Consider the following 21,142-nt stretch of genomic DNA (forward strand, 5'->3'; position numbering starts at 1 on the left):
AATGTTCATTGCCCCTTGTCCGGTCAGGCCGCCGTCTGTCTTTCCCACAGCCCCCGGATGACCGGCTCATATTCGGGCTTCGAACAGAATTGGCAATCGGGGTGCCGCGGGCGACGGGTGCGTCCGCGCGCGATTGGGAGGTTCCACGGATCGACAGACCAGTAGTTGGTGGAGCTGACGCCCGAAAACGACCGCAGCATCTCCACTGCCATCAGGACCCCAGCCCAGGCGGATACGAAGGCGAACGGTGCCAGGACCTGCCGACCTTCCGGTGTCGCAAGCGCCTGTTCCGCGCACAGCTGCCGGAAGAGACTGTCGAATGCCATGCCGGTGATCGCCGCCGGGTCTATTGCCGGGTGCGTCCTCGCAATTCGCCGCGCAATCTCCTCGGTGATCAGGCCGCTGCGAACATGGGCAAGGTCGACGCCAAGCCCGTCGGCGATAGACCGCTCGCGTGCGTGTTCCTCCACCACGTGACGGTAGATGCAGGCCAGGCATGCGTGGTCGGTGGGGAGAACGTTCGAGTGGACGACGACGCCGCGCACATCGGTGGTCGATGCGTCGACGATCCGTCGGGGGACCTCCAGTTGGATCGAGCGACGCACATGCCGGCTGTCGACTGTCACGAAGACGGTCTCAGGAGGCCGGCCAAGTCCGCGCACATATGCCTTGAAATCGGTTACGTGCGGACGGAGCTGAAGCTGAGGGAAGTCAGCCTGGGCGCGCGCGGTGAGGACCGCAGCCTTGTCGCCGTCCACATCCTCATCGCGCAGATACATGCAGCGGTTCAGAATGCCGCTCTGCACGACCTTTGGATCGACGATTGCCAGCTCACCGCGCACATCCAGGTGACGAGCAGCCCGAAGGAAGCCGTGTGCGACGGCGCCCGCGCCAGCCATTACGGCACCGTGCAGCTTGATCGGTCGGTCCAGGGCCCTTTCGGGAATCCCGAGCTGCGCATAATCGAGACGCATGGGCAGGCGCACCGACGGCAGCGCCGCCTCGTTGATCACCGCGTGCACGGCCGCGGCCGTCGCTGCACATGCGGCTGCCGCAGCGTGGAGACCATGAGGTTCGCCAGCGAACCGACCGAGGGGTTCGCTGGAGATGATGGCACGCGCGGCACCGAGGTCGGCGTAGAGGCGCCTTGCATTCGTCCGGGGAGCAACCGCGCCGACCACGAGCTCCAGATCGGGAGCAGCACCATCTGGTTCGAACCTGACCTCGACGGTACGTCCAGTGAGCAGTCCTACTTCATTCGCCCAGGACCACTTCCACCCCGATTCGGCGCTCACGAGGACGGATCGTTTCAGCCGCTCGCCGGCATCCGCCTCGTCCACCCTAAGCAGCGAGGCGAGCATCATGGCATTCTGCTGCGCGGCGGTGCTCATGGCGTCACCATCACCCTGGCGCCCGGCCCCGCGTTCGGGCAGTGGTCCCATTTACCGGCGGAGGAGTATTCGTATGTCATGACCTCCTCCAGGAAGTTCTCGGCGGTGGTGGCGGCGGCAAAGCGAGGTAACACCAGCGAGAGGGCCCCCACGTGCCTGACGATCGCCCACTGAGCGTCGGCGTCGGAGTGGAAAGCGTCTCCGGGATGGGTATGGATCTGCGCAACGATCCGGCGACGTGTCGCTCGAAGGTGACCCATCAACGCCTGCATGGAGGCGGGCGGTAGCCTGAAGTGATCGACCTGGGCGACCTGGTCGGGCTCATAGACCTCGATGATCGGAGCAGGCGTCCGCGGCGCCGCGGTCGACAACCACAGAGCTACCCGTTCTTCGTGGCGGTCGCCGCCGCCTCGGAGGATCGAAAGGGTCGTGCGCAGCACGTGGTGCGAGCAGATGACAGCGTTCATCCGACGCTCCTCTTCCACGCCCGCCAGAGCTGGAGCACGATCCCGCCCAGGTCCATGCCCGACGTCCCGCGATAGTTGTCCCAGCGGTCTCCTGTATGGCTGTCATGAGTGTGGTACTCGCGCGCCCCACGCATGCACACGAAAGGGCGGCCGGTGTTTGGATGCGCACTGCCGTTGAACACGCCACCGATGTTCGGTGGGGCCTCGCCGAGGTGCTTCCCGTCCTCGTCGAGCAGCTCGATGGAGGGTGGAAGCTCGTCCCATTCCGCGCAAGTCAACCTCAGCCTCAGCGGATCGGCGCTCGTGTGGCGAAAGATGACGTCCAGGATCGGATAGCTCGCCCGGACAATCGTCCAGTCGAACAACCGGGCGGATCGCATATCGATCCGCCCGACGTCCCGATCGAACGCAGCGCGGGATAGGGCTTCAAGCACCGCCGCCGCCCTCCCGCGGGCCCCACTCGAGGGTGACCTCACCCGACAGGCCCGCCTGTGCGAACGTCAGTGACTGGTTCACATCGACGCCGGCGACTGTGACGACCCAGGTCTCGGTCCCGGTGAGATGGAGCTTGTGCGCTGCGTCAGACAGTGCCTTCGCGATCAGCGTCGAGCCCGGATAGCGCTTGGCCCCCTCTGACGGGTATGTGCCCGCGGTGGTGACCACCGTTACCAGCACCTTGTCGGGATGGCGGTCCTCGCGGGACACGACGTCCTCGACTCCCCATCTCGCCGAAGGACAGCAGTCCGCCCGCAACAAGCACGGTGTCCGGCTCGTCCTCCCGCTCGAGGACCCAGCGGTAACCGTTGCGCGGCGGCCAGATCGACAAAAACTCGTCGACGTCGATATCCGCGGTCCCCCACACCTGACCCAGCTCATCAACTGTGAAGCTGTAGCTCCGGTCCGACCGGAAGGCGCGGAACGCGCCGCCCTTCTCCTTCTTGAGGTCGAGCTCGTCGTCGGTGCCGATCAGATGGGTCCGACCGTCACGGACCAGAATCAGCTGGTGTTCGCTGGCCGGCACGTTTCCCGAGCGCGTCAGCACCTCCCGCCCGGTGACGATGTCATCCGGGAATTCGACGTCGATGCCGTTGACCGGGTAGTCAGCACCGCGAGTGCGGCGCTCCGTTACTTCTTCCATCGCGACTCTCCACACATACGGTTAGCCTTCAGCTTGGACTCTTGACCCGGGAATCGGATGGACTATTCTTCTGTCCGAGTCCTGATCGGGACTCTATATCGGGACTGAAATGGCATTTCAAGTCCATTTCAAGATAGGGAGTGATGATGCATGTTCAAACACCCGGCATCCGGCAGGGCGCTGGGCAATCACGGATTCCGGCGGAGCTCGAGGCGTTCTTTGCCATCGCTGACAAGTGGCGCCTCTCGACCGATGACCAGATCGCGCTGCTCGGCTCGCCGGGCAGATCGACGTTCTTCAAGTGGAAGAAGGACGGCGGAACGTTGCCGGCAGACACGCGCGAGCGGATCTCGCACATGCTGGGCATTTGGAAGTCGCTTCGGATTCTCTTCACGCAGGATGAGCGGGGTGAGGCGTGGGTACGGGCAAAGAATCGCTACTTTGACGGTGCCAGTGCGCTCGACGTCATGCTGGAGGGCGTCGCAGGCATCATTCGCGTTAGGAGGTATCTCGATGCCCAGCGTGGCGCCTGAGGGGGCTCCCCTGGTGAAGTGGTCCGCCGAGGCTTTTCGCCTCATCCCGTCCCGCTTTCCCCCGGTCAATGTCTACGAAGGGGTCGTCGCCAGCGACCGCCACGATGAAGTTGTCACGGTGGAGAACATCACCAACCCGCGACTTCGTTCGCTTTGGCGGCTCCGGCACTCGATCCAAGGCGACCCTGGAACGGACCCTAAACTGCAAAACTGGAACTTGGCCCCGTTTGCGTACGGCAATCCCGAAGGCAGCACCTTCTTCGGGGAGGACCGGCCTTGCCTTGAGGTCGCCTTGGAGCGGCAGACGGCCCTGGCAGTGTCCGTTGCGAGGCGACAGTCATTTATGGCCGCCACGCAGGAGCCGCCGATCGGCCTCGACATGCGGATGCTGTGCACGCCGGTGAAGGGGACCTTCTGGGACTTGCGCGATGTGTCAGGACTGGCGACGGACTTCGACGAGACGCAGCGCCGCGAGATCGGCGCCAACATGCCGGACGGCGCGCACGGAATCCTCTACCGTCCGGTCGAACGCCCCGCCGGCACGTGCATCGCCATCGTGACCGGCGACGTCTTGCAGCGGTCTCAGCAGACTGTTCATTACCGGTACGTGTGGGACGGTAGGCGTATCGCGGTGGTGTACGCGTTCGACAGCAAAGGAACGCCGATCGAGGCAGAAACGCTCAGGGGCCAGGATGACGTGTTGGCTGCGGCCTGAGTGCGCGTCAGAGCACGCCAGCAGACCAGTCCTCCAGGCGCACGAAATCGTGGAAGTTGCAGCCGGATGCCAGACACACGACACTCGGCGAAACCCTTCCGTTTGCTGCGATCGAGTGTCCTCGCAGCGACACGCCGTGGCCGTTCGAACAAGTGAGTTCTGCCTTGAAGATAGCGCGTGTCCGTGGATGGCACTCCTTCCACATGAGGGGCGGAGGTCGATCGGGTCCCGTCCAGCGTTCAAGCTCAAGGACCGGCCGCGACCATGTGCTCGGGTGCGCTGGCGGGGACCGCGACAGTCCGAAAAGCCGGAGCAGCGCGCTGATCGCCTTCCTCAACAGGGTCATTCGCGTCTTCCCGCCCTGATTCCGTTAGCAGTCTGCAGCGCGTAGGTGCTGTCTAGCTCATGCGACGCGGCTAGTTCGCTCCTTCGAGTGTGGCATCGACCCTCGAATTTGGCGAGCACTTAGCTTACCCGCGATCACCTATCGTAGGCGTGTTCTCCGAAGGCAGAGGTCGTGAGTTCGAATCTCGCCGGGTCCGCCACTTTCTACCATGTTTCAAAGCGCTTACTAAGCGGGCGTTTTGCTCTCGCCGCGCTTGGACTGGCCGCGGAAGCACCACGGAAGCGGCCCAACGCGTGTTGTGGCGTAGAGCCGCGTGCGATCGGATAGACCTGACCCAGGTCGCCGTGGTTGTAGGCGACCGGAAGCGCGAAGTGGTACGCGGTGTGGACCAGGATCGCCAGGACGAGCAGCGGCCAGCTCGCGGGATCGGGCGAGTCAACGAACGGGAGAGCCGCCATCGAGATCACGCTGCCGATCATGTCACCACCGCCATGACGGCGATACGATCGCCGCAGATCTTGATGACGGCATTCCAGCCCGCATTGAGCGCGGCGGCCAGCAACACGAGGAGTGTGACGTCGATGCTCATGTCCTACCTTTCCGCGACCAGAGAGACAAACGACTCCCACTCGGCAGTACCCGGCCGCCCCGCCCTTCTAGGCAGGCGGCAGAATCGACTTGATGATCGCCCGGTCGAGCGTCTCGTAGGTGTCGTATCCGATTGCCTCATAGAGTTCGGCACGCGTCTGCATCGCCCCGAGGAGACTGTAGACACCGTCTTCGCGCGCAAGCGTCTCGTACAGCCGCTCCTGGGCCTTGTTCGCCATCCGGAGCGATGAGACGGGCCAGATCACCATCCGGTAGCCCATTCGTTCGAACTGGGTTCCCGGCACATACGGGGTGCGCCCGAACTCGGTCATGTTAGCCAGCATCGGCACATTGGGAAGCGCACATGCGAACCGCTCGAACATATCCACGCTCGTCAGCGCTTCGGGGAAGATCGCATCCGCTCCAGCCTGCATGTAGAGCCTGCAGCGCGCAACCGCGGCGTCGAAGCCCTCGCTGGCAACCGAATCGGTACGCGCGATTATGTAGAGGTGGCGTCGTGCCCGGGCGGCCGCCGCGATCTTTGCCGCCATGTAGGGCGCCTCTGCGAGACGCTTGTCATTCAGATGGCCGCACTTCTTGGGCAGGAGCTGGTCTTCGAGGTGCACCGCCGCGGCGCCGGCGTCCTCGAAGCAGCGCACCATGTTCATCACGTTCAGTGCTTCGCCATAACCGGTGTCGCCGTCGACCAGCACGGGCAGGCCGCCCGCGCGCGCCACCTGGCGCACGAAGAACGCCACGTCGTCGAGCGTCAGGATGCCGAGGTCCGGCAATCCCATGGAGGCGCTCATGGCAGCACCGGACAGGTAAAGCGCCTGGAAGCCGGCCGCCTTTGCCTGGAGCGCCGCCATTCCGTTGTGGGCGCCCGGTATCCGAAGGATGCCGCCCTGCGCCAGGAGGTCCCTGAAGCGGTCGCCCGCTGACGATCCGGCTTGTCGCACGAAGTAGGACATGGGCGCCTCAGGCGGCCTGGGCGGCAGGACGGGCCGACCGCTCCGCCAGCGGGACGAACCGCCGGGGTTCCGGTCCGACATAGTTGGCGGCCGGCCGGATGATCTTGTTGTCTTGTCTCTGCTCGATGATGTGCGCGCACCACCCGGCCGTGCGCGCGATCACGAACAGCGGCGTGAACATGTCAGTCGGCACTTCCATGAGGTGGTAGGAGATGGCGCTGAACCAGTCGAGATTGGCGAACATCTTCTTGTTGTCCGACATGACCGTCTCAATGCGGTGGGCGATGTCGAAGAGCTTCGTGCTGCCTGCTTCCAGGCTGAGGCGGTGCGCCACCGACTTGATCACCTGATTGCGCGGATCGGCGGTCGTGTAGACCGGATGGCCGAAGCCGATGATGACTTCCCGCCGCGCCAGTCTCGCGCGGATGTCCTGCTCGGCGGCATCGGGGTCGGCATACCGGCTCTGGATCTCGAAGGCGACCTCGTTGGCGCCGCCGTGCTTGGGGCCCTGAAGCGCGCCGATCGCCCCGGCGACCGCCGAATAGAGGTCGGCGCCGGTGCCCGCGATGGAGCGCGCCGTGAAGGTGGACGCGTTGAACTCGTGCTCGGCGTAGAGGATCAGCGAGGTGTTGAGGGCCCTGGCATGCGAGGCGGGCGCCTCCTCGCCGTGCAGCAACAGCAGGACGTGCGACGCCACATCCTCGGCGTCGATCTCGACGTCGATCGTCCGCCCGTGATGGGCGTGGTGGTACCAGTAGAGAAGCATCGACCCAAGGGAGGCGATGAGGCGATCGGCGATGTGCCGGGCGCCGGTCTCGCTATGGTCCTTCTCCTCAGGCAGCACGCAGCCGAGAACGGAGACGCCGGTCCGCAGCACATCCATCGGATGCGCCGCCGCGGGCAGCAGCTCTAGCGTGCGCTTGAGCGTGGCGGGGAGATGGCGGAGGCCCCGCAGCTTCCTCCGGTAGGCCTTCAGTTCGCTCAGGTCGGGCAGCCACCCATGCACCAGCAGATGCGCGATCTCTTCGAAGCAGCAGACCTCGGCGACATCGAGGATGTCGTAGCCCCGGTAGTGAAGGTCGTTGCCGGAGCGGCCGACCGTGCAGAGCGCCGTGTTGCCGGCAGCCACGCCGGACAAGGCAACGGACTTCTTGGGAGCGGGTGTTGTAGCCACGAGCCTCACCTCATGCGGACGAAAGCTGTCAGACGACCGGCCTGAAGATGCCGGGCGGGGACGGTCTCAGCAGTCTCGGGTCGATGCTGAAGTTGAGGTCGCCGAGTTCGCTCGCCTGGAGCATCGGCAGCCGGGCAACGACATCGAGGAACCGGTCCTGCTCCGCCGCCTCGATGACGCCCGCCGCCAGCGACCGGAATTTCTCGACATAGTGCGGCCGCTTCCAAGGCCGGGCGCCCAGGGGATGCGCGTCCGCGACCGCAAGCTCGTCCTCGACCTTGCTCCCGTCCTGGAGGGTAATCGTGACCCTGCCGCCGAATGCCTTGGTCGCCGGATCGGTCGAGTGGTAGCGCCGCGTCCACTCGGCATCCTCGACCGTGCGGATCTTGCGCCAGAGATCGACCGTATCAGGCCGCGACGCCCGAAAGGGCGCATAGGACTTCTCGTGGTGCCAGGTGCCGTCCTGCAGGGCGACGGCGAAGATGTACATGATCGAATGGTCGAGCGTCTCGCGACTGGCCGTCGGGTCCATCTTCTGCGGATCGTTGGCGCCGGTGCCGATGACGAAATGCGTGTGGTGGCTGGTGCTGATCAGGATGTCGCGGACCTGGCAGAGGTCGACGATCCGCGACCTCATGCGCCGGGCGAGATCGATCAGCGCCTGGCTCTGGTACTCGGCGGAGTGCTCCTTGGTGTAGGTCTCGAGGATTGCGCGCTTTGGCTCACCCGCTTCGGGCAGCGGCACCTCGTACTCGCGGGTCGGCCCACCGAGCAGCCAGGCGATGAAGCCGTCCTCCCCTTCCCATGCCGGAGACGGCGCGCCCTCGCCGCGCATGGCGCGATCCACCGCCTCGACCGCGAGCTTTCCCGCGAAGGCCGGGGCGAACGCCTTCCACGAGGAGATCTCGCCCTTCCGGGACTGCCGCGTGGTCGTGGTCACATGGAGGGCCTGCTGCACGGCCTGGTAGGTCTGCTCCACCGGCAAGGCTAGCAACGCCCCCAGTCCGGCGGCGGCCGACGGTCCGAGATGGGCGATGTGGTCGATCTTGTGCTCGTGCAGGCAGATGCCCTTCACGAGGTTGACGTGGATCTCATAGGCCGCGACCACGCCGCGGATGAGGTCCGCTCCTGTCCGTCCGCAATGCTGCGCGACGGCCAGCAAAGGCGGGATGTTGTCGCCGGGATGCGAGTAGTCCGCAGCCAGGAACGTGTCGTGATAGTCGAGCTCGCGGACCGCGACGCCGTTGGCCCAGGCGCCCCACTCCGGCGAGACCCGCGACGAGGCGTCCATGCCGAAGAGAGTGGACCCTGGCCGAGCCCCGTGTGCCGAAGCCTGGCCGCGTGCGGCGATCACCGGACGACGATTGATCGAGGCCGCCGCCACCGCGGCGTTGTCGATGAGGCGGTTCCCGACCATCTCGACCACATCGTCCGCGATCGGTACCCGGTCGCCGGCGACCGACGCGATCTTCCAGGCGAGCTGTTCCTGGCGCGGAAACTCTTCCGCTGACTTCCGTGTGCGCACGCGATGGGTCTTCACGTTATTGTTCCTCTGCTGTCGGACGCCACGAGCGGGAGATTTAGCCGAGCCGGCGCAGATGGCGGATCGGGCGACCGGGGACGATCGCCTGTGCCGCCGCGACGATGGACTGCGCATCGATGCCGTAATGCCGGTAGAGCTCGCCGATCGACCCGGTCTGGCCGAAATGCTCGACGCCGAGGGCTCTGACCTTGTGGCCGTAAACCGACCCCAGCCAGCCAAGCGTCGTGGGATGGCCGTCGAGCACGGTGACGAGGCCACAATGCGCGGGCACATCGGCGAGGAGTCGTTCGATGTGGCTGCGGGCGTGCATGAGGCCGGTCTCGCGGGCAGTCTGTGCCGCCGTCCAGCCGGCATTGAGCCGGTCTGCCGAGGTCACGGCGAGCAGGCCGACGTCGCGACGATCCTCCGCGATTAGGCCGGTCGCCTCGATCGCCTCCGGCGCCACCGCGCCGCTGTAGACGATGACGACATGCGCGTTGGGCCCCGGCTTGCGCATCCAGTAGGCGCCGTCGACGATACCCTCGGCCAGGTCGGCGGACATCTCGCGTGTCGGTTGCTCCAGCGAGCGCGTCGAGAGGCGTAGGTAGACCGAGCCCCCGCGCTCGTCGCGCAGCCAGCTGGCGCGCGCCGGATCGGACGACGGGCTCGAGGCATCGGCAGAGTCGCGCTGCAGGTAGTCGAAGGCGAAGCGCAGGATGACGCCGAGCTCGTCCACAAAAGCCGGCTCGAACGATGCAAGCCCGTCCTGGGCTATGCCGATAAGCGGCGTGCCGATCGACTGGTGCGCACCGCCCTCTCCCGCCAGCGTGATGCCGGAAGGTGTCGCCACCAGGATGAACCGCGCATCCTGGTAGCAGGCGTAGTTCAGGGCATCGAGGCCGCGGGCGATGAAGGGGTCGTAGAGCGTCCCTATCGGCAGCAGGCGCTCCCCGAAGAGTGAGTGCGAGAGTCCCAGGGCCGACAGGAGGATGAACAGGTTCATCTCCGCGATGCCGAGCTCGATATGCTGTCCCTTCGGCGAGAACTCCCAGAGATAGGTAGAGGGAATGCGCTCCTTGCGGAAGAGATCGGAGACGGCCTCCCGGGAAAACAGCCCGCGTCGATTGACCCAGGCACCAAGGTTCGTTGAGACGGTGACGTCGGGCGCGCAGGTGACGATCCTGTTGGCGAGCTCGTGCGTCGCCCTGCCGAGCTCGTTCATGATCAGGCCGAAGCCCTGCTGGGTGGAGAGCTCGGCCTGCCGCGGAACCGGCAGCTCCGCCGGCACCTCGATGGGACTGGCGGCCAGGCGCCGCGCGGGCGCCTGCCTGAATGGGACCCTGGACAGGAAGGTTTGCAACTCTTCCTGGTCGAGATCCAGGCCTTCGGCGACGTCCCATTCGTGTCCCGGCCGGACGCCGAGACTGTCGCGTAGCGTGCCGATCTGGTCGGGGTTCAGGAGGCCGGCATGGTTGTCCTTGTGGCCAGCCAGCGGGAGCCCGAATCCCTTGATCGTGTAGGCGATGAAGACGACCGGCCGGTCGTGGTCGATTCCCCTGAACGTCTCGAGCAGGGTCGGGAGGTCATGCCCCGCCAGGTTCGTCATCAGGCGCGCGAGTTCGTCGTCGGAGCGGGACTCGATCAGCTGCGTCACGTCTCCCTGATCGCCGATCTCATCGAGCAGCCTCTTGCGCCACGCGCTCCCTCCCTGGAAAGTGAGCGCCGAATAGAGCTGGTTCGGGCACTGGTCGATCCAGGCGCGCAGCGCTTCGCCGCCGGGTTCGGCAAAAGCCTCCTCCAGCAGCGACCCGTACTTGAGCGTGACGACGTCCCAGCCGAAGGCCTTGAACAAGGCTTCGAGGCGGGCGTAGAGGCCTTCGTGGATCACCGCATCCAGGCTCTGCCGGTTATAGTCGATGATCCACCAGGTGTTCCGGATCCCCTTCTTCCAGCCCTCGAGCAACGCCTCGTAAATGTTGCCCTCGTCCATCTCGGCGTCGCCCACCAGGGCGATCATGCGGCCCTCGGGCCATCCGGACGCCCAGCCCTTCCGCTTGATGTAATCCTGGGCCAAACTTGCGAAGAGCGTCTGTGCGACACCAAGGCCGACCGACCCGGTCGAGAAGTCGACGTCGTCGGCGTCCTTTGTCCGCGAGGGATAGGATTGCGCGCCCTTGTAGCCGCGGAAGTTCTCAAGGTTCTCGCGCGTTTGCAGACCGCACAGATACTGGATGGCGTGGAATGCCGGGCTAGCGTGAGGCTTCACGGCCACCCGGTCCTGCGGTCGCAGGATGGCGAAGTAGAGGGTGGTGAGGATCGAGACCAGGGAGGCCGACGAGGCCTGGTGACCGCCCACCTTCAGCCCGTCGGCATTGTCCCGCAGGTGATTGGCGTGATGGATCATCCAGGACGAAAGCCACAGCACTTTGCGCTCGATCTGGCCGAGCAGGTGGACGAGGTCCCCATCTTCGTCGCGTCCCCCAGACCGCGCGTGCCCCTTCCTCATGACGTGATCTCTCGCGAGCGCTTGCGATGGAAGCCGCTGCCCATGGTGCTCCGGACGCGCGACGCGCGATCCAGTCCGCCCTGCCAATCGCACAGGCGACTGACCACCTCTTCCATCTCCTGCGAGGTTCCCGCAAGCGAAAGGCGAATGAACCGGCTTCCCGAGAGCGGGTCGAAGTCGATCCCGGGGGCGGCGGCGATCAGAGTGTCGGCCAGGAGCTTCTGGCAGAATTCCAGGCTGTTGCGTGTGAAGGCCGAGACATCCGCATAGAGGTAGAAAGCACCGTCGGGGGGAGCGAAGGTCTTGATGCCGGCGCGCGGCAGGCCGGCAAGCAGGATGTCGCGGTTGCTCCTGTATCGCGCGACATGGCCGTCGAGCTCGGCCTTGCTTTTGAACGCCGCCGATGCAGCGATCTGCGACAGGGCTGGCGGCGAAATGTGGAAGTTCTGGGCCAGGCATTCGACGGCTCGGGCTAGGGTGGGCGGCAGCACCATCCAACCAAGGCGCCAGCCAGTCATGCTGAAGTATTTAGAGAACGAGTTGATCACGATCGCGTCGGTGCCGAAGGCACGTGCGGTCTGGGCCGGCTCTGAAAACGAAATGCCGTGATAGATCTCGTCAGAGATCAGGGTCACGTCGTTCAGCGCGCACCATTGGTAGATGTCTTTCAATCGGTCCGCGTCGATCATCGAGCCGGTCGGATTGGAAGGGCTCGCGATGATCAGGCCCTTGAGCGGCCCCCCGCGGCACAGCATGTCGACGTCGATCTGGTAGCGCGACGACGGGCCGACTGGGATCAGGACCGGACGAAAGCCCAATGCGGTGAGAATGTTCCGATAAGCAGGATACCCCGGAGCAGCCAGGCCGACCCGGTCGCCAGGCCGGAAGGCAGACAGGAATGCCAGCAAGAACCCGGCCGAAGAGCCCGTGGTGACGAACACCTCGGAATCATCGACGTCCACGCCGTAAGCGGTCCAGTAGTGCGCCGCAATTGCCTGCCGCAGCTCAGGTAGTCCTGCGCTGTCAGTGTATCCAAGGCGATTGTTCCGGAGCGCATGTTGCGCTGCTTCCAACACGGCCGCAGGTGCACCGGTGCTAGGTTGCCCCACCTCCAGGTGGATGACAGCCTCTCCCGCGGCTTGGCGCTGATTGGCAGCGCGCAGCATGTCCATGACCATGAAGGGCGGAATGGGCTCACGGCGCGTCACGGGCATCAGACCCCCGCTCCGGTTTGTGTCGGCTGGAACGGGGAACGGGACGGTAGCGACGTTGCGCCGGGGCCCAGCGGCCTGGTCATGAGAACGCTGTCGAGCCATTTCCCAAACTTGAAGCCGACGTCAGGCAACTTGCCTGCGGGCTGGAATCCGTGCCGCGCGTGGAGAGCAATGGAGGCCGGTTGTCCACCCCCGATGACTGCGATCATCTGGCGATAGCCAAGGGCCGTGCACCGGTCCAGCAGCGCGCTCAGCAGGGCCGTTCCGATGCCCCGGCCGATGCAGTCCTTGTCGATATAGATCGAGTCCTCAAGCGCAAACCGGTACGCGGGTCGCGGCCGGTAGAGGTTGGCGTAGGCGTAGCCCACGATGATGTCGTCGATCTCCGCGACAAGGTAAGGAAGCCCCCGCCTGATCACGTCATGGCGACGCGCCGCCATCTCCTTGTTCGACGGCGGAACCTCCTCGAATGAGGCAGGTCCCGTGTTGACGTGGTGCGCGTAGATGGCCTGGATGGCCGCCACGTCCGAATCGGTCGACTCGCGCACTGTCGCCCGCTTGGCGAATGCGGTCTCGGAAACAGACATGGTCTCGACTCCCTTCAACATACGCCCCTCGCGACCGGCGGCCGCAGCCCACGCGAAACTCGATCTTTCAGGATCTCGGCAAGCGATTCGCAGGCAAGCCCGAGTGGGCGGTCGTTCACGAACTCGACCACGTCGGCTCCCGTCGGAGCGCTTTCCATGGCCCGCGCCAGGCGACGAGCAATGTCCTGCGCACTTTCCCGGCCGCGCTCGCGGAGCCTCGCAGCGAGAACATCGACGGGCGCCGTCACGTTGATGATCGTGACGCCTGGGCCGAAGCGATGCCGCGCTTGCTCGATCACGGCCCGGGACACATTGATCAACACGTGCCGACCGGAGGCCAGGGCGTGCTCGACTTCCGTGTCAGGAATCCCGTAGCAAAGCCCGTGGGCTTCCCAGCTCAGGCAGAAGGCGCCATTGTCCTGCAGCGACCGAAAATCGTCACGGCTTGCGCAGTAGTGCAGCTCGCTGCCGCCATCCGCCGGCCGGGTGATCACCCGCTTGGGAAAATGGAAGCCATCCGACGCGAGAGCGAGCTTCATGGCCTCGATCAGCGTGTCCTTGCCGCTACCGCTCGGTCCAACGATCAGAAAGCAGTGGCCGCGGCTACGCCGTGCGCCCATGAGCGCATGGCGCCGAACGACCTTGAACGGCATGGTGGTGTCCGGCTGGGAAACGATGGAGAGGGCGTCGATCAGGAGTGGCATCGCGAACTGGTCGGAGCCGCTTGCTGCCAGGGCTTGCTTCCACCGAATCTGTTGCCCTATGGGGATGCGGTCAGTAATCGTCAGGTGAAAGCGGAACTCGTCGAGCACATAGGGGTAACCCCAACGCGCGAGCAGCTCCTCCTGGCGCCGGCTGAGCCTGGCGGACCGTCGCCGCTCGGTCTCCTCAGCGCTGGGGGGGGCCCGAAAGCCGTCGAATTCCCGCACGCAAAGGGCCGCCAAGGCGTCGACCCCGGGCGTCGGCGCCACCGGGCGCAGCGCGACGAAGTCGTTCTCGGCTGTGACCTCGAGCCCCGGCAGCAGGACCGGCGACGTTGCCGCCGCAATGCGCGAGACGGCGGTGTCGATCGCGTCGAAATTCGCTCGTGGGGCCAAGTGGAACGGCGCCTTCAGCGTTGCGTGAAACCCATAGTGCCGCGCGGCCTGCGTGTGCTGGAGCTGCCGCCGGGGTCCGATCCCGGGAAGCGGAAATTGGCTGACGGCCTCACCGGTTTCGATGTCGCGCCCCAGCAGCCCCGCGCCAAACCGCGCGAGCGCACTGCCGGGGGCTGGCACGAAGTAGATGCCGAAGCGAGGAGCCGCGCTGGTCATCGCCGATCCGTCAGCTCACCCGCCGGCCCGCGCGCCAGACCATCCGGACGAGGGGTCCATCGTCCAGGCGCTTCACCCACAGCAGATCGGCGCGCTTTCCGACGGCAATCGCGCCGCGGTCGACAAGCCCCACCGAAACCGCCGGCGCTCCGGCGACCATATCGAACGCGTGATTGAGCGTGATGTCCGCCTTGTCCTGGAGCACGAAGGCGGCATGCAGGAGGCTCGACGGAACATAGTCGGACGAAAGGATGTCGAGCAGACCTCGCTCCACCAGCTCGAGCGCGGCCACGTTGCCAGAATGGGATCCGCCACGGATCACATTAGGCGCGCCCATGACGATCGCCATGCGCTGCTTGCGCGCGGCCTCGGCCGCAACAAGCGTGGTCGGAAACTCGGAGATCGAGATGCCGGCCGCCTTGGCCTCCTCGACGTGCTCGACGGACGTGTCGTCGTGGCTGGCGATCGGCAGGCCCCGACTGCGGGCCACCTGGACGATCGCGCTCCGGTTCAGATCCGAGTACTTCTGCTGATCCGACAGGCGGCGGTTTATCAGCTCGTCAAGCCCCTTCTCGTCGAGCCTCAGCAGCGCCGAATTCCGCGCCCGGTACTTCTCTAAGTCCACCCACTGCCGCTGGCCGGGCGTGTGGTCCATCACCGAGACCAGCTTCAGGAGCGGGTGCACCGCGAGCTCGGCAAACAGGGTGGCGACGTTGGGCGTGCTGATCTCACAGCGCAGGTGAATGAAGTGCTCAGCCCGTGTGTGGCCACCCTCCTGCAGCGCGGTGATCGTCTCGATTGACTCGCCCAGGATCTTGGTGCGCAAGCCGTCCGGCTGGCTGTCCCCGACGGTCAGCGCATCGAACGAGGTCGTGATGCCGGCGCTCGCAAGCTGGGAATCATGGGCGAGCACCCCGGAGGAAGCCGGCCAGCGTACGCCCGGCCGGGGAGAAAGGTGCTTCTCCAGGTTGTCGGTGTGGAGTTCGACCAAGCCGGGGGTGACGTAGTCGCCCTCGCAGTCGATCGCCCCGGGGACTGCCGAGCCCCCATACGAAATGTCCTTGATCGTCCCGTCCTCGACGCGAACGGTCCCGTTCGGGACGACCCTGTCGGGCAACACGAGCGTGGCATTGGTCAGGGTCAGATGTGTCGTCATGGCGGTGTCCAAATCAGTGCAAGGTTGCGATCGCGGACATGTCGAAGGACCTGGTGGCCACGTCGGCCCGGACCTTGGGATCGTGGAAAATCCCGACGACCGCGGTGCCGCGCTTCAAGGCCTGGTGGATCAGGCCGACCACGACCCGGCAGTTGGCCTCGTCGAGCGAGGCGGTCGGCTCGTCGAGGAGAAGCACCGGCCGCTCGACAATGAATCCGCGCGCGATGTTCACCCGCTGCTGCTCGCCGCCCGAGAAGGTGGCGGGCGCCAGCGACCACAGGCGCTCAGGGATGTTGAGGCGCGACAGGAGCTCGCGCGCCTTGTCGCGCGCCCGCTCGCGGTCCTCGCCCATCAGCCACAGCGGCTCGCTCACGACGTCGACCGTTGACACGCGCGGGATCACGCGCAGGAACTGGCTCACATAGCCCACGGTCTTGCGGCGGACGTCGAGGATTTTCTGCGGCGGCGAGGAGACCATATCCACCCATCTGTCGTCGTGGCGGATGAGGATCTCGCCCGAGTCGGCCTTGTAGTTGGCGTACATCGAGCGAAGCAGGGTGGACTTGCCGCTGCCCGAGGGCCCGTTGAGGACGACGCACTCGCCCTTGCCGACCGTCAGCGAGGCGCCGGCGAGCGCGTTGATGCGGATGTTGCCCTGGTTATGGAGGTGAAATACCTTCTGGAGGTCGGTCACCTTGATCATCGTGTTGTCTACGGACATGGCGAGCTCCCTCAGGGCAACAGGATCGAGGACACGAGCAACTGCGTGTAAGCGTGGTGCGGATCGTCGAGCACCTGGTCGGTCAGTCCGCTTTCGACCACCTCGCCGCGATACATGACGATCAGCCGGTGTGCGAGAAGGCGCGCCACGGCCAGGTCGTGCGTGACGATCACCGCCGCGAGACCCAGCTCGCCGACCAGGGTGCGCAGGAGATCGAGCAACCGCGCCTGGACCGAGACATCGAGGCCGCCCGTCGGCTCGTCCATGAACACTAGGCGGGGCTTGGTCACCAGGTTGCGGGCGATCTGAAGGCGCTGCTGCATGCCGCCCGAGAACGAGCTCGGGAGATCGTCGATGCGGTCGATGTCGACCTCGACCCGCGACAGCCAGTCGATCGCCTCGCTGCGGATGTTGCCGTAGTGGCGCGAGCCGATGGCCATCAGCCGCTCCCCAACATTGGCGCCGGCCGAGACGCCGATGCGCAGTCCGTCCCGCGGGTTCTGGTGCACGATTCCCCAGTCGGTGCGCATTAGCATGCGCCGCTCAGCCTCCGACATCGTCGCCAAGTCCGTGAGTCCGCCCATCCGAGTGTTGTATTCGACGGTGCCGCTGGTGAGTTGCGCGCGACCCGACAGGCAGCTGAGCAGGGTCGTCTTGCCCGACCCCGATTCGCCCACGACGCACAGCACTTCGCCCGGCCACAGGTCGAGGGAGACGTCGCTGCACGCGAGGCGCGCGCCATACGCCTTGGTGACCGAGGTGGCCCGGAGCAATGGATCGGGAGAGATGGCGACGGTCGCGTTCATGGCTTGGAGTTCCCACTCACATCGGCTTCGAAGAAGTCGGGATCGGCGCCCTTGTGCCCGTGTCGGCGCCGGTCCTCGCAATAGTCGCTGTCCGAGCAGAGATAGATGCGCCGGCCGGTGTCGTCGGCGATCACCTCGTCGAGGTAGCTGTCGGTCGAGCCACACAGCGCGCAGGGTTGGTCCCACTTCTCGATCTCGAACGGGTGATCCTCGAAATCGAGACTACGCACCTCGGTGAAGGGCGGGATGCAGTAGATGCGCTTCTCCCGCCCGGCGACGAAGATCTGGAGCGCCGCGCTCATGTGGAGCTTGGGGTTGTCGAACTTCGGGATGGGCGAAGGCGCCATCACATACCGGCCGTTGACCATCACCGGATAGTTGTAGGTCGTGGCGATCTTGCCGAACCGCGCGATGTCCTCGTAGAGCTTGACGTGGATCAGGCCGTATTCCTGCAGCGCGTGCATCTTGCGCGTCTCGGTCTCGCGGGCTTCAAGCCGGCGCATTGGCTCCGGCATCGGCACCTGATAGATGAGGATCTGGCCTTCCTTTAGCGGGGCCTCCGGGATCCGGTGCCGCGTCTGGATGATCGTGGCATCGGCCGTGTGCTCGGTCGTGCCAACGCCGGCGACCAGGGCAAAGAAGCGTCGGATGGAGACGGCATTCGTGGTGTCGTCGGCGCCCTGATCGATCACCTTGAGGGTGTCCGCAGGACCGATGACGGCGGAGGTAACCTGGATACCGCCGGTGCCCCAGCCGTAGGGCAGCGGCATCTCCCGGCTGCCAAAGGGGGCCTGATACCCCGGCACCGCAATCGCCTTGAGGATGGTCCGGCGGATCGCCCGCTTGGTCTGTTCGTCCAAGTACGCGAAGTTGTAGCCAGCCTGCAGCCGTGCGGTGTTAGACCCTGCGTCCTGCTTCATCGCTCTCTCCCTCATTCGGCGGCCTCGCGCTTCGCCAGCCGGCGCTCCCGCTCCTTGCGCAGTGCGCGCACGAGTACGAGTTCGGCCTGGAAGTCGACGTAGTGAGGCAACTTGAGGTGCTGAACGAACCCCGAGGCCTCGACATTGTCGGAGTGGTAGAGGACGAACTCCGGATCCTGGGCCGGAGCCGCCGCGGCCTCACCGAGGTCAGTGGCACGCAGCGCTCGATCGACCAAGGACATCGCCATCGCCTTACGCTCGCTGTAGCCGAAGGCGAGACCGTACCCGCGGGTGAATTGGGGCGGCTTCTGCTCGGAGCCCTTGAACTGGTTGATCATCTCGCATTCGGTGAGGACGACGTCCCCGATCGATATCGGGAAGCCGAGCTCGTCGGGCACGATCTCGACGTTGACGTCGCCGACGCGGATCTCACCGGCGAAGGGGTGATTGTTGCCGTAGCCGCGCTGCGTCGAGTACCCAAGCGCGAGGAGGAAGCCTTCATCGCCGCGGGCGAGATTCTGCAGGCGGATGTCGCGGGCGGCCGGAAACTCGAGAGGATCGCGGGTGAGGTCGCCGACCTCCTCGCCGTCATTGGCAGCGGGGAGGAATTCCTCGATGAGCCCTTCGCGGTTGAGGATGTCGACGACACGGGGAACCGTCTCGGGCTCAACACCGGCGCCTGCGGACGTCGCCGTCAAATCGGTATCGGCCGTGGGCGGGCGGTCTTGCTCCGGCTGGCCGAGGGCGAAGTCGAGGAGCCGGTGCGTGTAGTCGAATGTCGGGCCCAGGATCTGGCCACCGGGCACGTCCTTAAACGTTGCGGACACGCGGCGATGGACGCGCATCGCCGCCGTGTCGAGAGCCTGCGTGAATCCGAACCGCGGGAGGGTCGTGCGGTAGGCACGCAGGAGGAAGATCGCCTCGACCAGGTCGCCCTGGGCCTGCTTGATCGCCAGGGCAGCGAGCTCGCGGTCATAGACCGAGCCCTCCGTCATGACCCTGTCCACAGCGAAGCCCAGCTGGTCCGAGATCTGGGCCAGCGAGACCTCCGGGGTTTCGGGATTGCCGCGCCGCTTCTCGGCCAGGAGCCGGTGCGCGCTGAGGATGGCCTTCTCTCCGCCTTTGACTGCGACGTACATGGTCAGAGCTCCACGATGACGGACCGCGGAAGCGCCATCAGGCGCTCCCTCGCGGTCAGGATCACATCGACGCCGCACGGATAGAGGCCCCGGTTGGCGGCGAACGCCGACCAGAACCGCAGGTCGAGGCCCGCGACATTGATCGTGATCTTGTCGCGAATACCCGGTGCTGCGATCCGAAGCGGCAGGCCGGACGTGAGGTCAGGGACTTGGATCAGGATGGTCGCCGAACGCTCGGGGAATTCCGGGTCGCCGGTCGCGAAGGTCACCAGCGGCGGCAGGTGGCCGGGCTCGGTGATCAGCGCGAAGTGGGCGTCCGCTGGACGGCGCGCCGCTCCGGCACCGGTATGAAACTTGAGATAGCGGAAGACCGCCGCGTGATCGCGGTCGCTGCCGAGCCAGAGGGACGTCTCGTGGTCGCAGAGCGCCATCAGAAAGCAGAGGGCCGCTGGATCGATGCCGTCGAAGGCCGGCAGGTTGCTGCCGGCGTCGACGATCGTGCCGGGCCGCGCCGAAGCGTCCATGATGCTGCGGAAAGCCGCCTGGCTGTCGAGGACAGGATCGGCGAAGCCGGGCGGCACGAGGTTGGCGGCATGCCCGTTCACGAGGGCGGCCGATCGTTCAGCGGTGACGGTCATCAGCTCATCCCCCGGACCATAGTGAAGAAGTTGACCTTCGTGTCGGCGCTGCGGCGGGCGACGGCCTGGCGGGCTTCCGCCTGGGCTGCCGCGAGCGGCCCGATGACATTGCTCTCGAGCTGGGCGCCGATCTTCTCATCCTGCAGCAGGGCGTCGAACACGGCCGCCAGCTCGGCATGGCGGAGGTCACGGCCCAGCACATAGCCGACACCCGAGGCGGAGCCCGGGAGCTGGACGGCACAGCGCGAGACGGTGGCCTCGCCGAGGTTGAACTGGCCGCCGCTCCCGCCCGCGCGGCCGCGCAGGACGACCAGGCCGGCCTCCGGGCGACGGAGGAATTCGTAAGCGGGCTTCGTGGGAAGCGCACGCCAGGCGCTTTCCAGGTCTTCGGTCCTGGCCCGGGCCAGAATGCCTGTCCAGCGCTGGCGGGAAGCGACGGCGGCGGTAACGGGATCGGTCATCGACATCTCCACAGACGTATAGACGTCTGTATGACTATGTCAAACCGTTTTGGAGGAGTAAAGAGGAAAGACTCGCAAATTTTGGTCGGAGTCGGACGAGATGGAGATCGGTCGGGAACCTGGCGTTGCGGTGTGGCATCAGATCGAGCAGACCCTGTTCAAGGAGATTTCGACGGGCAAGCCAGGACCCGGTGAGCGTATCCCTAATGAAACGGAGATCGCAGAGCGCTTCGGCGTGAATCGGCACACGGTTCGCCGGGCCGTAGCGGCCCTGGTGAGCAAGGGGATTCTGAGGATTCAGCGGGGCCACGGGACCTTCGTCGAGGAAGGCGTGATCGACTATGCGATCGGCAAGCGTACCCGCTTCAGCGCCAATATCCTCCGCCACCACAAAGAACCGGGCCACCGCATCCTCCGGGGCCTGGAGGTCGCGGGCATGGCCGACGTCAACAAGGCCCTGAAGCTCGGAGCGAACAGTCGGCTGATCATGCTCGAGACGATCGGCGAGGCCGACGGCAGGCCAATCAGCGTCTCGACCAACTATCTTCCGGCGGCGCGCTTCCCCGGCTTCATCGAAGCCTACGAGTCCCTACAATCGATGACGAAAGTGCTGCGCAAGTTCGGGATCAACGACTACACGCGGCGGGTCACGAGGGTGACGACGCGTATGCCCTCGGCAGCCGATGCCGAGCATCTGAAGCAGCCGCAGACACGGCCCATCCTCGTCGCCGAGAGCGTCGATGTAGACGGCCGAGACGTGCCGATCGTCTATCACGAGGTTCGCTTCTCCGGCGAACGGGTGCAGTTGGTCTTCGAACCTTGATGGCGGGTTGCCC

20 protein-coding genes and 2 pseudogenes are annotated in these 21,142 nt (G+C 65.6%); 3 read left to right on the forward strand and 19 right to left on the reverse strand.

Going from position 1 to position 21,142, the window contains the following annotated elements; translation table 11 throughout:
- Positions 1-23: 23 nt before the first annotated feature.
- The 4 genes and pseudogenes from IPK81_06170 to IPK81_06185 form a co-directional block, all read right to left on the reverse strand.
- A complete protein-coding gene (locus IPK81_06170; protein ID QQS13802.1) occupies positions 24-1,391 on the reverse strand; it encodes a ThiF family adenylyltransferase in 1,368 nt (455 codons plus the stop codon).
- A complete protein-coding gene (locus tag IPK81_06175) occupies positions 1,388-1,858 on the reverse strand; it encodes a Mov34/MPN/PAD-1 family protein (protein ID QQS13803.1) in 471 nt (156 codons plus the stop codon). The genes IPK81_06170 and IPK81_06175 overlap by 4 nt, the downstream gene beginning before the upstream one ends.
- Positions 1,855-2,292 (reverse strand): hypothetical protein, encoded by a 438-nt coding sequence (locus tag IPK81_06180; GenBank protein QQS13804.1) that lies wholly within the window; start codon positions 2,290-2,292, stop codon positions 1,855-1,857. Before IPK81_06180 ends, IPK81_06175 begins: the two co-directional genes overlap by 4 nt.
- Positions 2,285-2,996 (reverse strand): annotated as a pseudogene (locus IPK81_06185) (multiubiquitin domain-containing protein). Before IPK81_06185 ends, IPK81_06180 begins: the two are co-directional and overlap by 8 nt.
- A gap of 146 nt (positions 2,997-3,142) precedes the next feature.
- Between IPK81_06185 and IPK81_06190 the strand changes: the two are divergent.
- A complete protein-coding gene (locus tag IPK81_06190; GenBank protein ID QQS14976.1) occupies positions 3,143-3,529 on the forward strand; it encodes a Y4oB family protein in 387 nt (128 codons plus the stop codon).
- Positions 3,510-4,244: an RES family NAD+ phosphorylase gene (locus tag IPK81_06195; protein ID QQS13805.1), complete on the forward strand. Its 735-nt coding sequence runs from the start codon at positions 3,510-3,512 to the stop codon at positions 4,242-4,244. The genes IPK81_06190 and IPK81_06195 overlap by 20 nt, the downstream gene beginning before the upstream one ends.
- A 645-nt stretch (positions 4,245-4,889) precedes the next feature.
- Here the strand turns inward: IPK81_06195 and IPK81_06200 are convergent.
- From IPK81_06200 to phnG, 15 genes and pseudogenes are all read right to left on the reverse strand, one after another.
- Positions 4,890-5,179, reverse strand: a pseudogene (locus IPK81_06200) (transporter).
- A gap of 67 nt (positions 5,180-5,246) precedes the next feature.
- Positions 5,247-6,149 carry a methylisocitrate lyase gene (gene prpB, locus IPK81_06205; GenBank protein ID QQS13806.1) on the reverse strand — a complete coding sequence of 301 codons (903 nt, stop codon included), beginning with the start codon at positions 6,147-6,149 and terminating at the stop codon, positions 5,247-5,249.
- Positions 6,150-6,156: 7 nt separating this feature from the next.
- Entirely contained in the window at positions 6,157-7,323 is a 1,167-nt protein-coding gene (gene prpC, locus IPK81_06210; protein ID QQS13807.1) for a 2-methylcitrate synthase, read from the reverse strand.
- Between the two features lie 28 nt (positions 7,324-7,351).
- Positions 7,352-8,863, reverse strand: a complete 1,512-nt coding sequence (locus IPK81_06215) for an MmgE/PrpD family protein (protein QQS13808.1) — start codon at positions 8,861-8,863, stop codon at positions 7,352-7,354.
- 40 nt (positions 8,864-8,903) lie between these two features.
- Positions 8,904-11,351 carry a transketolase gene (locus tag IPK81_06220; protein ID QQS13809.1) on the reverse strand — a complete coding sequence of 816 codons (2,448 nt, stop codon included), beginning with the start codon at positions 11,349-11,351 and terminating at the stop codon, positions 8,904-8,906.
- Positions 11,348-12,565, reverse strand: a complete 1,218-nt coding sequence (locus tag IPK81_06225; protein QQS13810.1) for an aminotransferase class I/II-fold pyridoxal phosphate-dependent enzyme — start codon at positions 12,563-12,565, stop codon at positions 11,348-11,350. The genes IPK81_06220 and IPK81_06225 overlap by 4 nt, the downstream gene beginning before the upstream one ends.
- Positions 12,565-13,152, reverse strand: coding sequence for an N-acetyltransferase (locus tag IPK81_06230; protein ID QQS13811.1), 588 nt, complete (start codon positions 13,150-13,152; stop codon positions 12,565-12,567). The genes IPK81_06225 and IPK81_06230 overlap by 1 nt, the downstream gene beginning before the upstream one ends.
- Before the next feature lie 14 nt (positions 13,153-13,166).
- Positions 13,167-14,465 carry a phosphonate metabolism protein/1,5-bisphosphokinase (PRPP-forming) PhnN gene (gene phnN, locus IPK81_06235; protein ID QQS13812.1) on the reverse strand — a complete coding sequence of 433 codons (1,299 nt, stop codon included), beginning with the start codon at positions 14,463-14,465 and terminating at the stop codon, positions 13,167-13,169.
- Positions 14,466-14,475: 10 nt separating this feature from the next.
- The gene (locus IPK81_06240) at positions 14,476-15,621 is read right to left on the reverse strand and encodes an alpha-D-ribose 1-methylphosphonate 5-triphosphate diphosphatase (GenBank protein ID QQS13813.1); all 1,146 of its coding nucleotides are present in this window, start codon (positions 15,619-15,621) and stop codon (positions 14,476-14,478) included.
- A gap of 13 nt (positions 15,622-15,634) precedes the next feature.
- A complete protein-coding gene (gene phnL / locus IPK81_06245; GenBank protein QQS14978.1) occupies positions 15,635-16,324 on the reverse strand; it encodes a phosphonate C-P lyase system protein PhnL in 690 nt (229 codons plus the stop codon).
- 29 nt (positions 16,325-16,353) lie between these two features.
- The gene (phnK, locus tag IPK81_06250; GenBank protein ID QQS14977.1) at positions 16,354-17,130 is read right to left on the reverse strand and encodes a phosphonate C-P lyase system protein PhnK; all 777 of its coding nucleotides are present in this window, start codon (positions 17,128-17,130) and stop codon (positions 16,354-16,356) included.
- A 14-nt stretch (positions 17,131-17,144) separates the two neighbouring features.
- Positions 17,145-18,068, reverse strand: coding sequence for an alpha-D-ribose 1-methylphosphonate 5-phosphate C-P-lyase PhnJ (locus tag IPK81_06255; protein ID QQS13814.1), 924 nt, complete (start codon positions 18,066-18,068; stop codon positions 17,145-17,147).
- 11 nt (positions 18,069-18,079) lie between these two features.
- Positions 18,080-19,207, reverse strand: coding sequence for a carbon-phosphorus lyase complex subunit PhnI (locus tag IPK81_06260; GenBank protein ID QQS13815.1), 1,128 nt, complete (start codon positions 19,205-19,207; stop codon positions 18,080-18,082).
- Between the two features lie 2 nt (positions 19,208-19,209).
- Positions 19,210-19,845, reverse strand: coding sequence for a phosphonate C-P lyase system protein PhnH (phnH, locus tag IPK81_06265; protein QQS13816.1), 636 nt, complete (start codon positions 19,843-19,845; stop codon positions 19,210-19,212).
- Entirely contained in the window at positions 19,845-20,312 is a 468-nt protein-coding gene (gene phnG / locus IPK81_06270) for a phosphonate C-P lyase system protein PhnG (GenBank protein QQS13817.1), read from the reverse strand. The genes phnH and phnG overlap by 1 nt, the downstream gene beginning before the upstream one ends.
- A gap of 94 nt (positions 20,313-20,406) precedes the next feature.
- Between phnG and phnF the strand changes: the two genes are divergently transcribed.
- The gene (gene phnF / locus IPK81_06275; GenBank protein QQS13818.1) at positions 20,407-21,129 is read left to right on the forward strand and encodes a phosphonate metabolism transcriptional regulator PhnF; all 723 of its coding nucleotides are present in this window, start codon (positions 20,407-20,409) and stop codon (positions 21,127-21,129) included.
- Positions 21,130-21,142 lie beyond the last annotated feature (13 nt).

This window comes from Rhodospirillales bacterium, assembly GCA_016699855.1.
Lineage (GTDB): Bacteria > Pseudomonadota > Alphaproteobacteria > Reyranellales > Reyranellaceae.

Excerpts from the sequence above, each read along its gene's own strand:
- IPK81_06240 (QQS13813.1), bottom strand. The coding sequence starts at position 15,621 with ATGACGACACATCTGACCCTGACCAATGCCACGCTCGTGTTGCCCGAC.
- phnN (QQS13812.1), bottom strand. The coding sequence starts at position 14,465 with ATGACCAGCGCGGCTCCTCGCTTCGGCATCTACTTCGTGCCAGCCCCC.
- phnF (QQS13818.1), top strand. The coding sequence starts at position 20,407 with ATGGAGATCGGTCGGGAACCTGGCGTTGCGGTGTGGCATCAGATCGAG.
- IPK81_06260 (QQS13815.1), bottom strand. The coding sequence starts at position 19,207 with ATGTACGTCGCAGTCAAAGGCGGAGAGAAGGCCATCCTCAGCGCGCAC.
- IPK81_06255 (QQS13814.1), bottom strand. The coding sequence starts at position 18,068 with ATGAAGCAGGACGCAGGGTCTAACACCGCACGGCTGCAGGCTGGCTAC.
- IPK81_06190 (QQS14976.1), top strand. The coding sequence starts at position 3,143 with ATGCATGTTCAAACACCCGGCATCCGGCAGGGCGCTGGGCAATCACGG.
- IPK81_06220 (QQS13809.1), bottom strand. The coding sequence starts at position 11,351 with ATGAGGAAGGGGCACGCGCGGTCTGGGGGACGCGACGAAGATGGGGAC.
- IPK81_06195 (QQS13805.1), top strand. The coding sequence starts at position 3,510 with ATGCCCAGCGTGGCGCCTGAGGGGGCTCCCCTGGTGAAGTGGTCCGCC.
- IPK81_06230 (QQS13811.1), bottom strand. The coding sequence starts at position 13,152 with ATGTCTGTTTCCGAGACCGCATTCGCCAAGCGGGCGACAGTGCGCGAG.
- prpB (QQS13806.1), bottom strand. The coding sequence starts at position 6,149 with ATGTCCTACTTCGTGCGACAAGCCGGATCGTCAGCGGGCGACCGCTTC.
- IPK81_06175 (QQS13803.1), bottom strand. The coding sequence starts at position 1,858 with ATGAACGCTGTCATCTGCTCGCACCACGTGCTGCGCACGACCCTTTCG.
- IPK81_06225 (QQS13810.1), bottom strand. The coding sequence starts at position 12,565 with ATGCCCGTGACGCGCCGTGAGCCCATTCCGCCCTTCATGGTCATGGAC.
- phnL (QQS14978.1), bottom strand. The coding sequence starts at position 16,324 with ATGATCAAGGTGACCGACCTCCAGAAGGTATTTCACCTCCATAACCAG.
- IPK81_06170 (QQS13802.1), bottom strand. The coding sequence starts at position 1,391 with ATGAGCACCGCCGCGCAGCAGAATGCCATGATGCTCGCCTCGCTGCTT.
- phnG (QQS13817.1), bottom strand. The coding sequence starts at position 20,312 with ATGTCGATGACCGATCCCGTTACCGCCGCCGTCGCTTCCCGCCAGCGC.
- phnH (QQS13816.1), bottom strand. The coding sequence starts at position 19,845 with ATGACCGTCACCGCTGAACGATCGGCCGCCCTCGTGAACGGGCATGCC.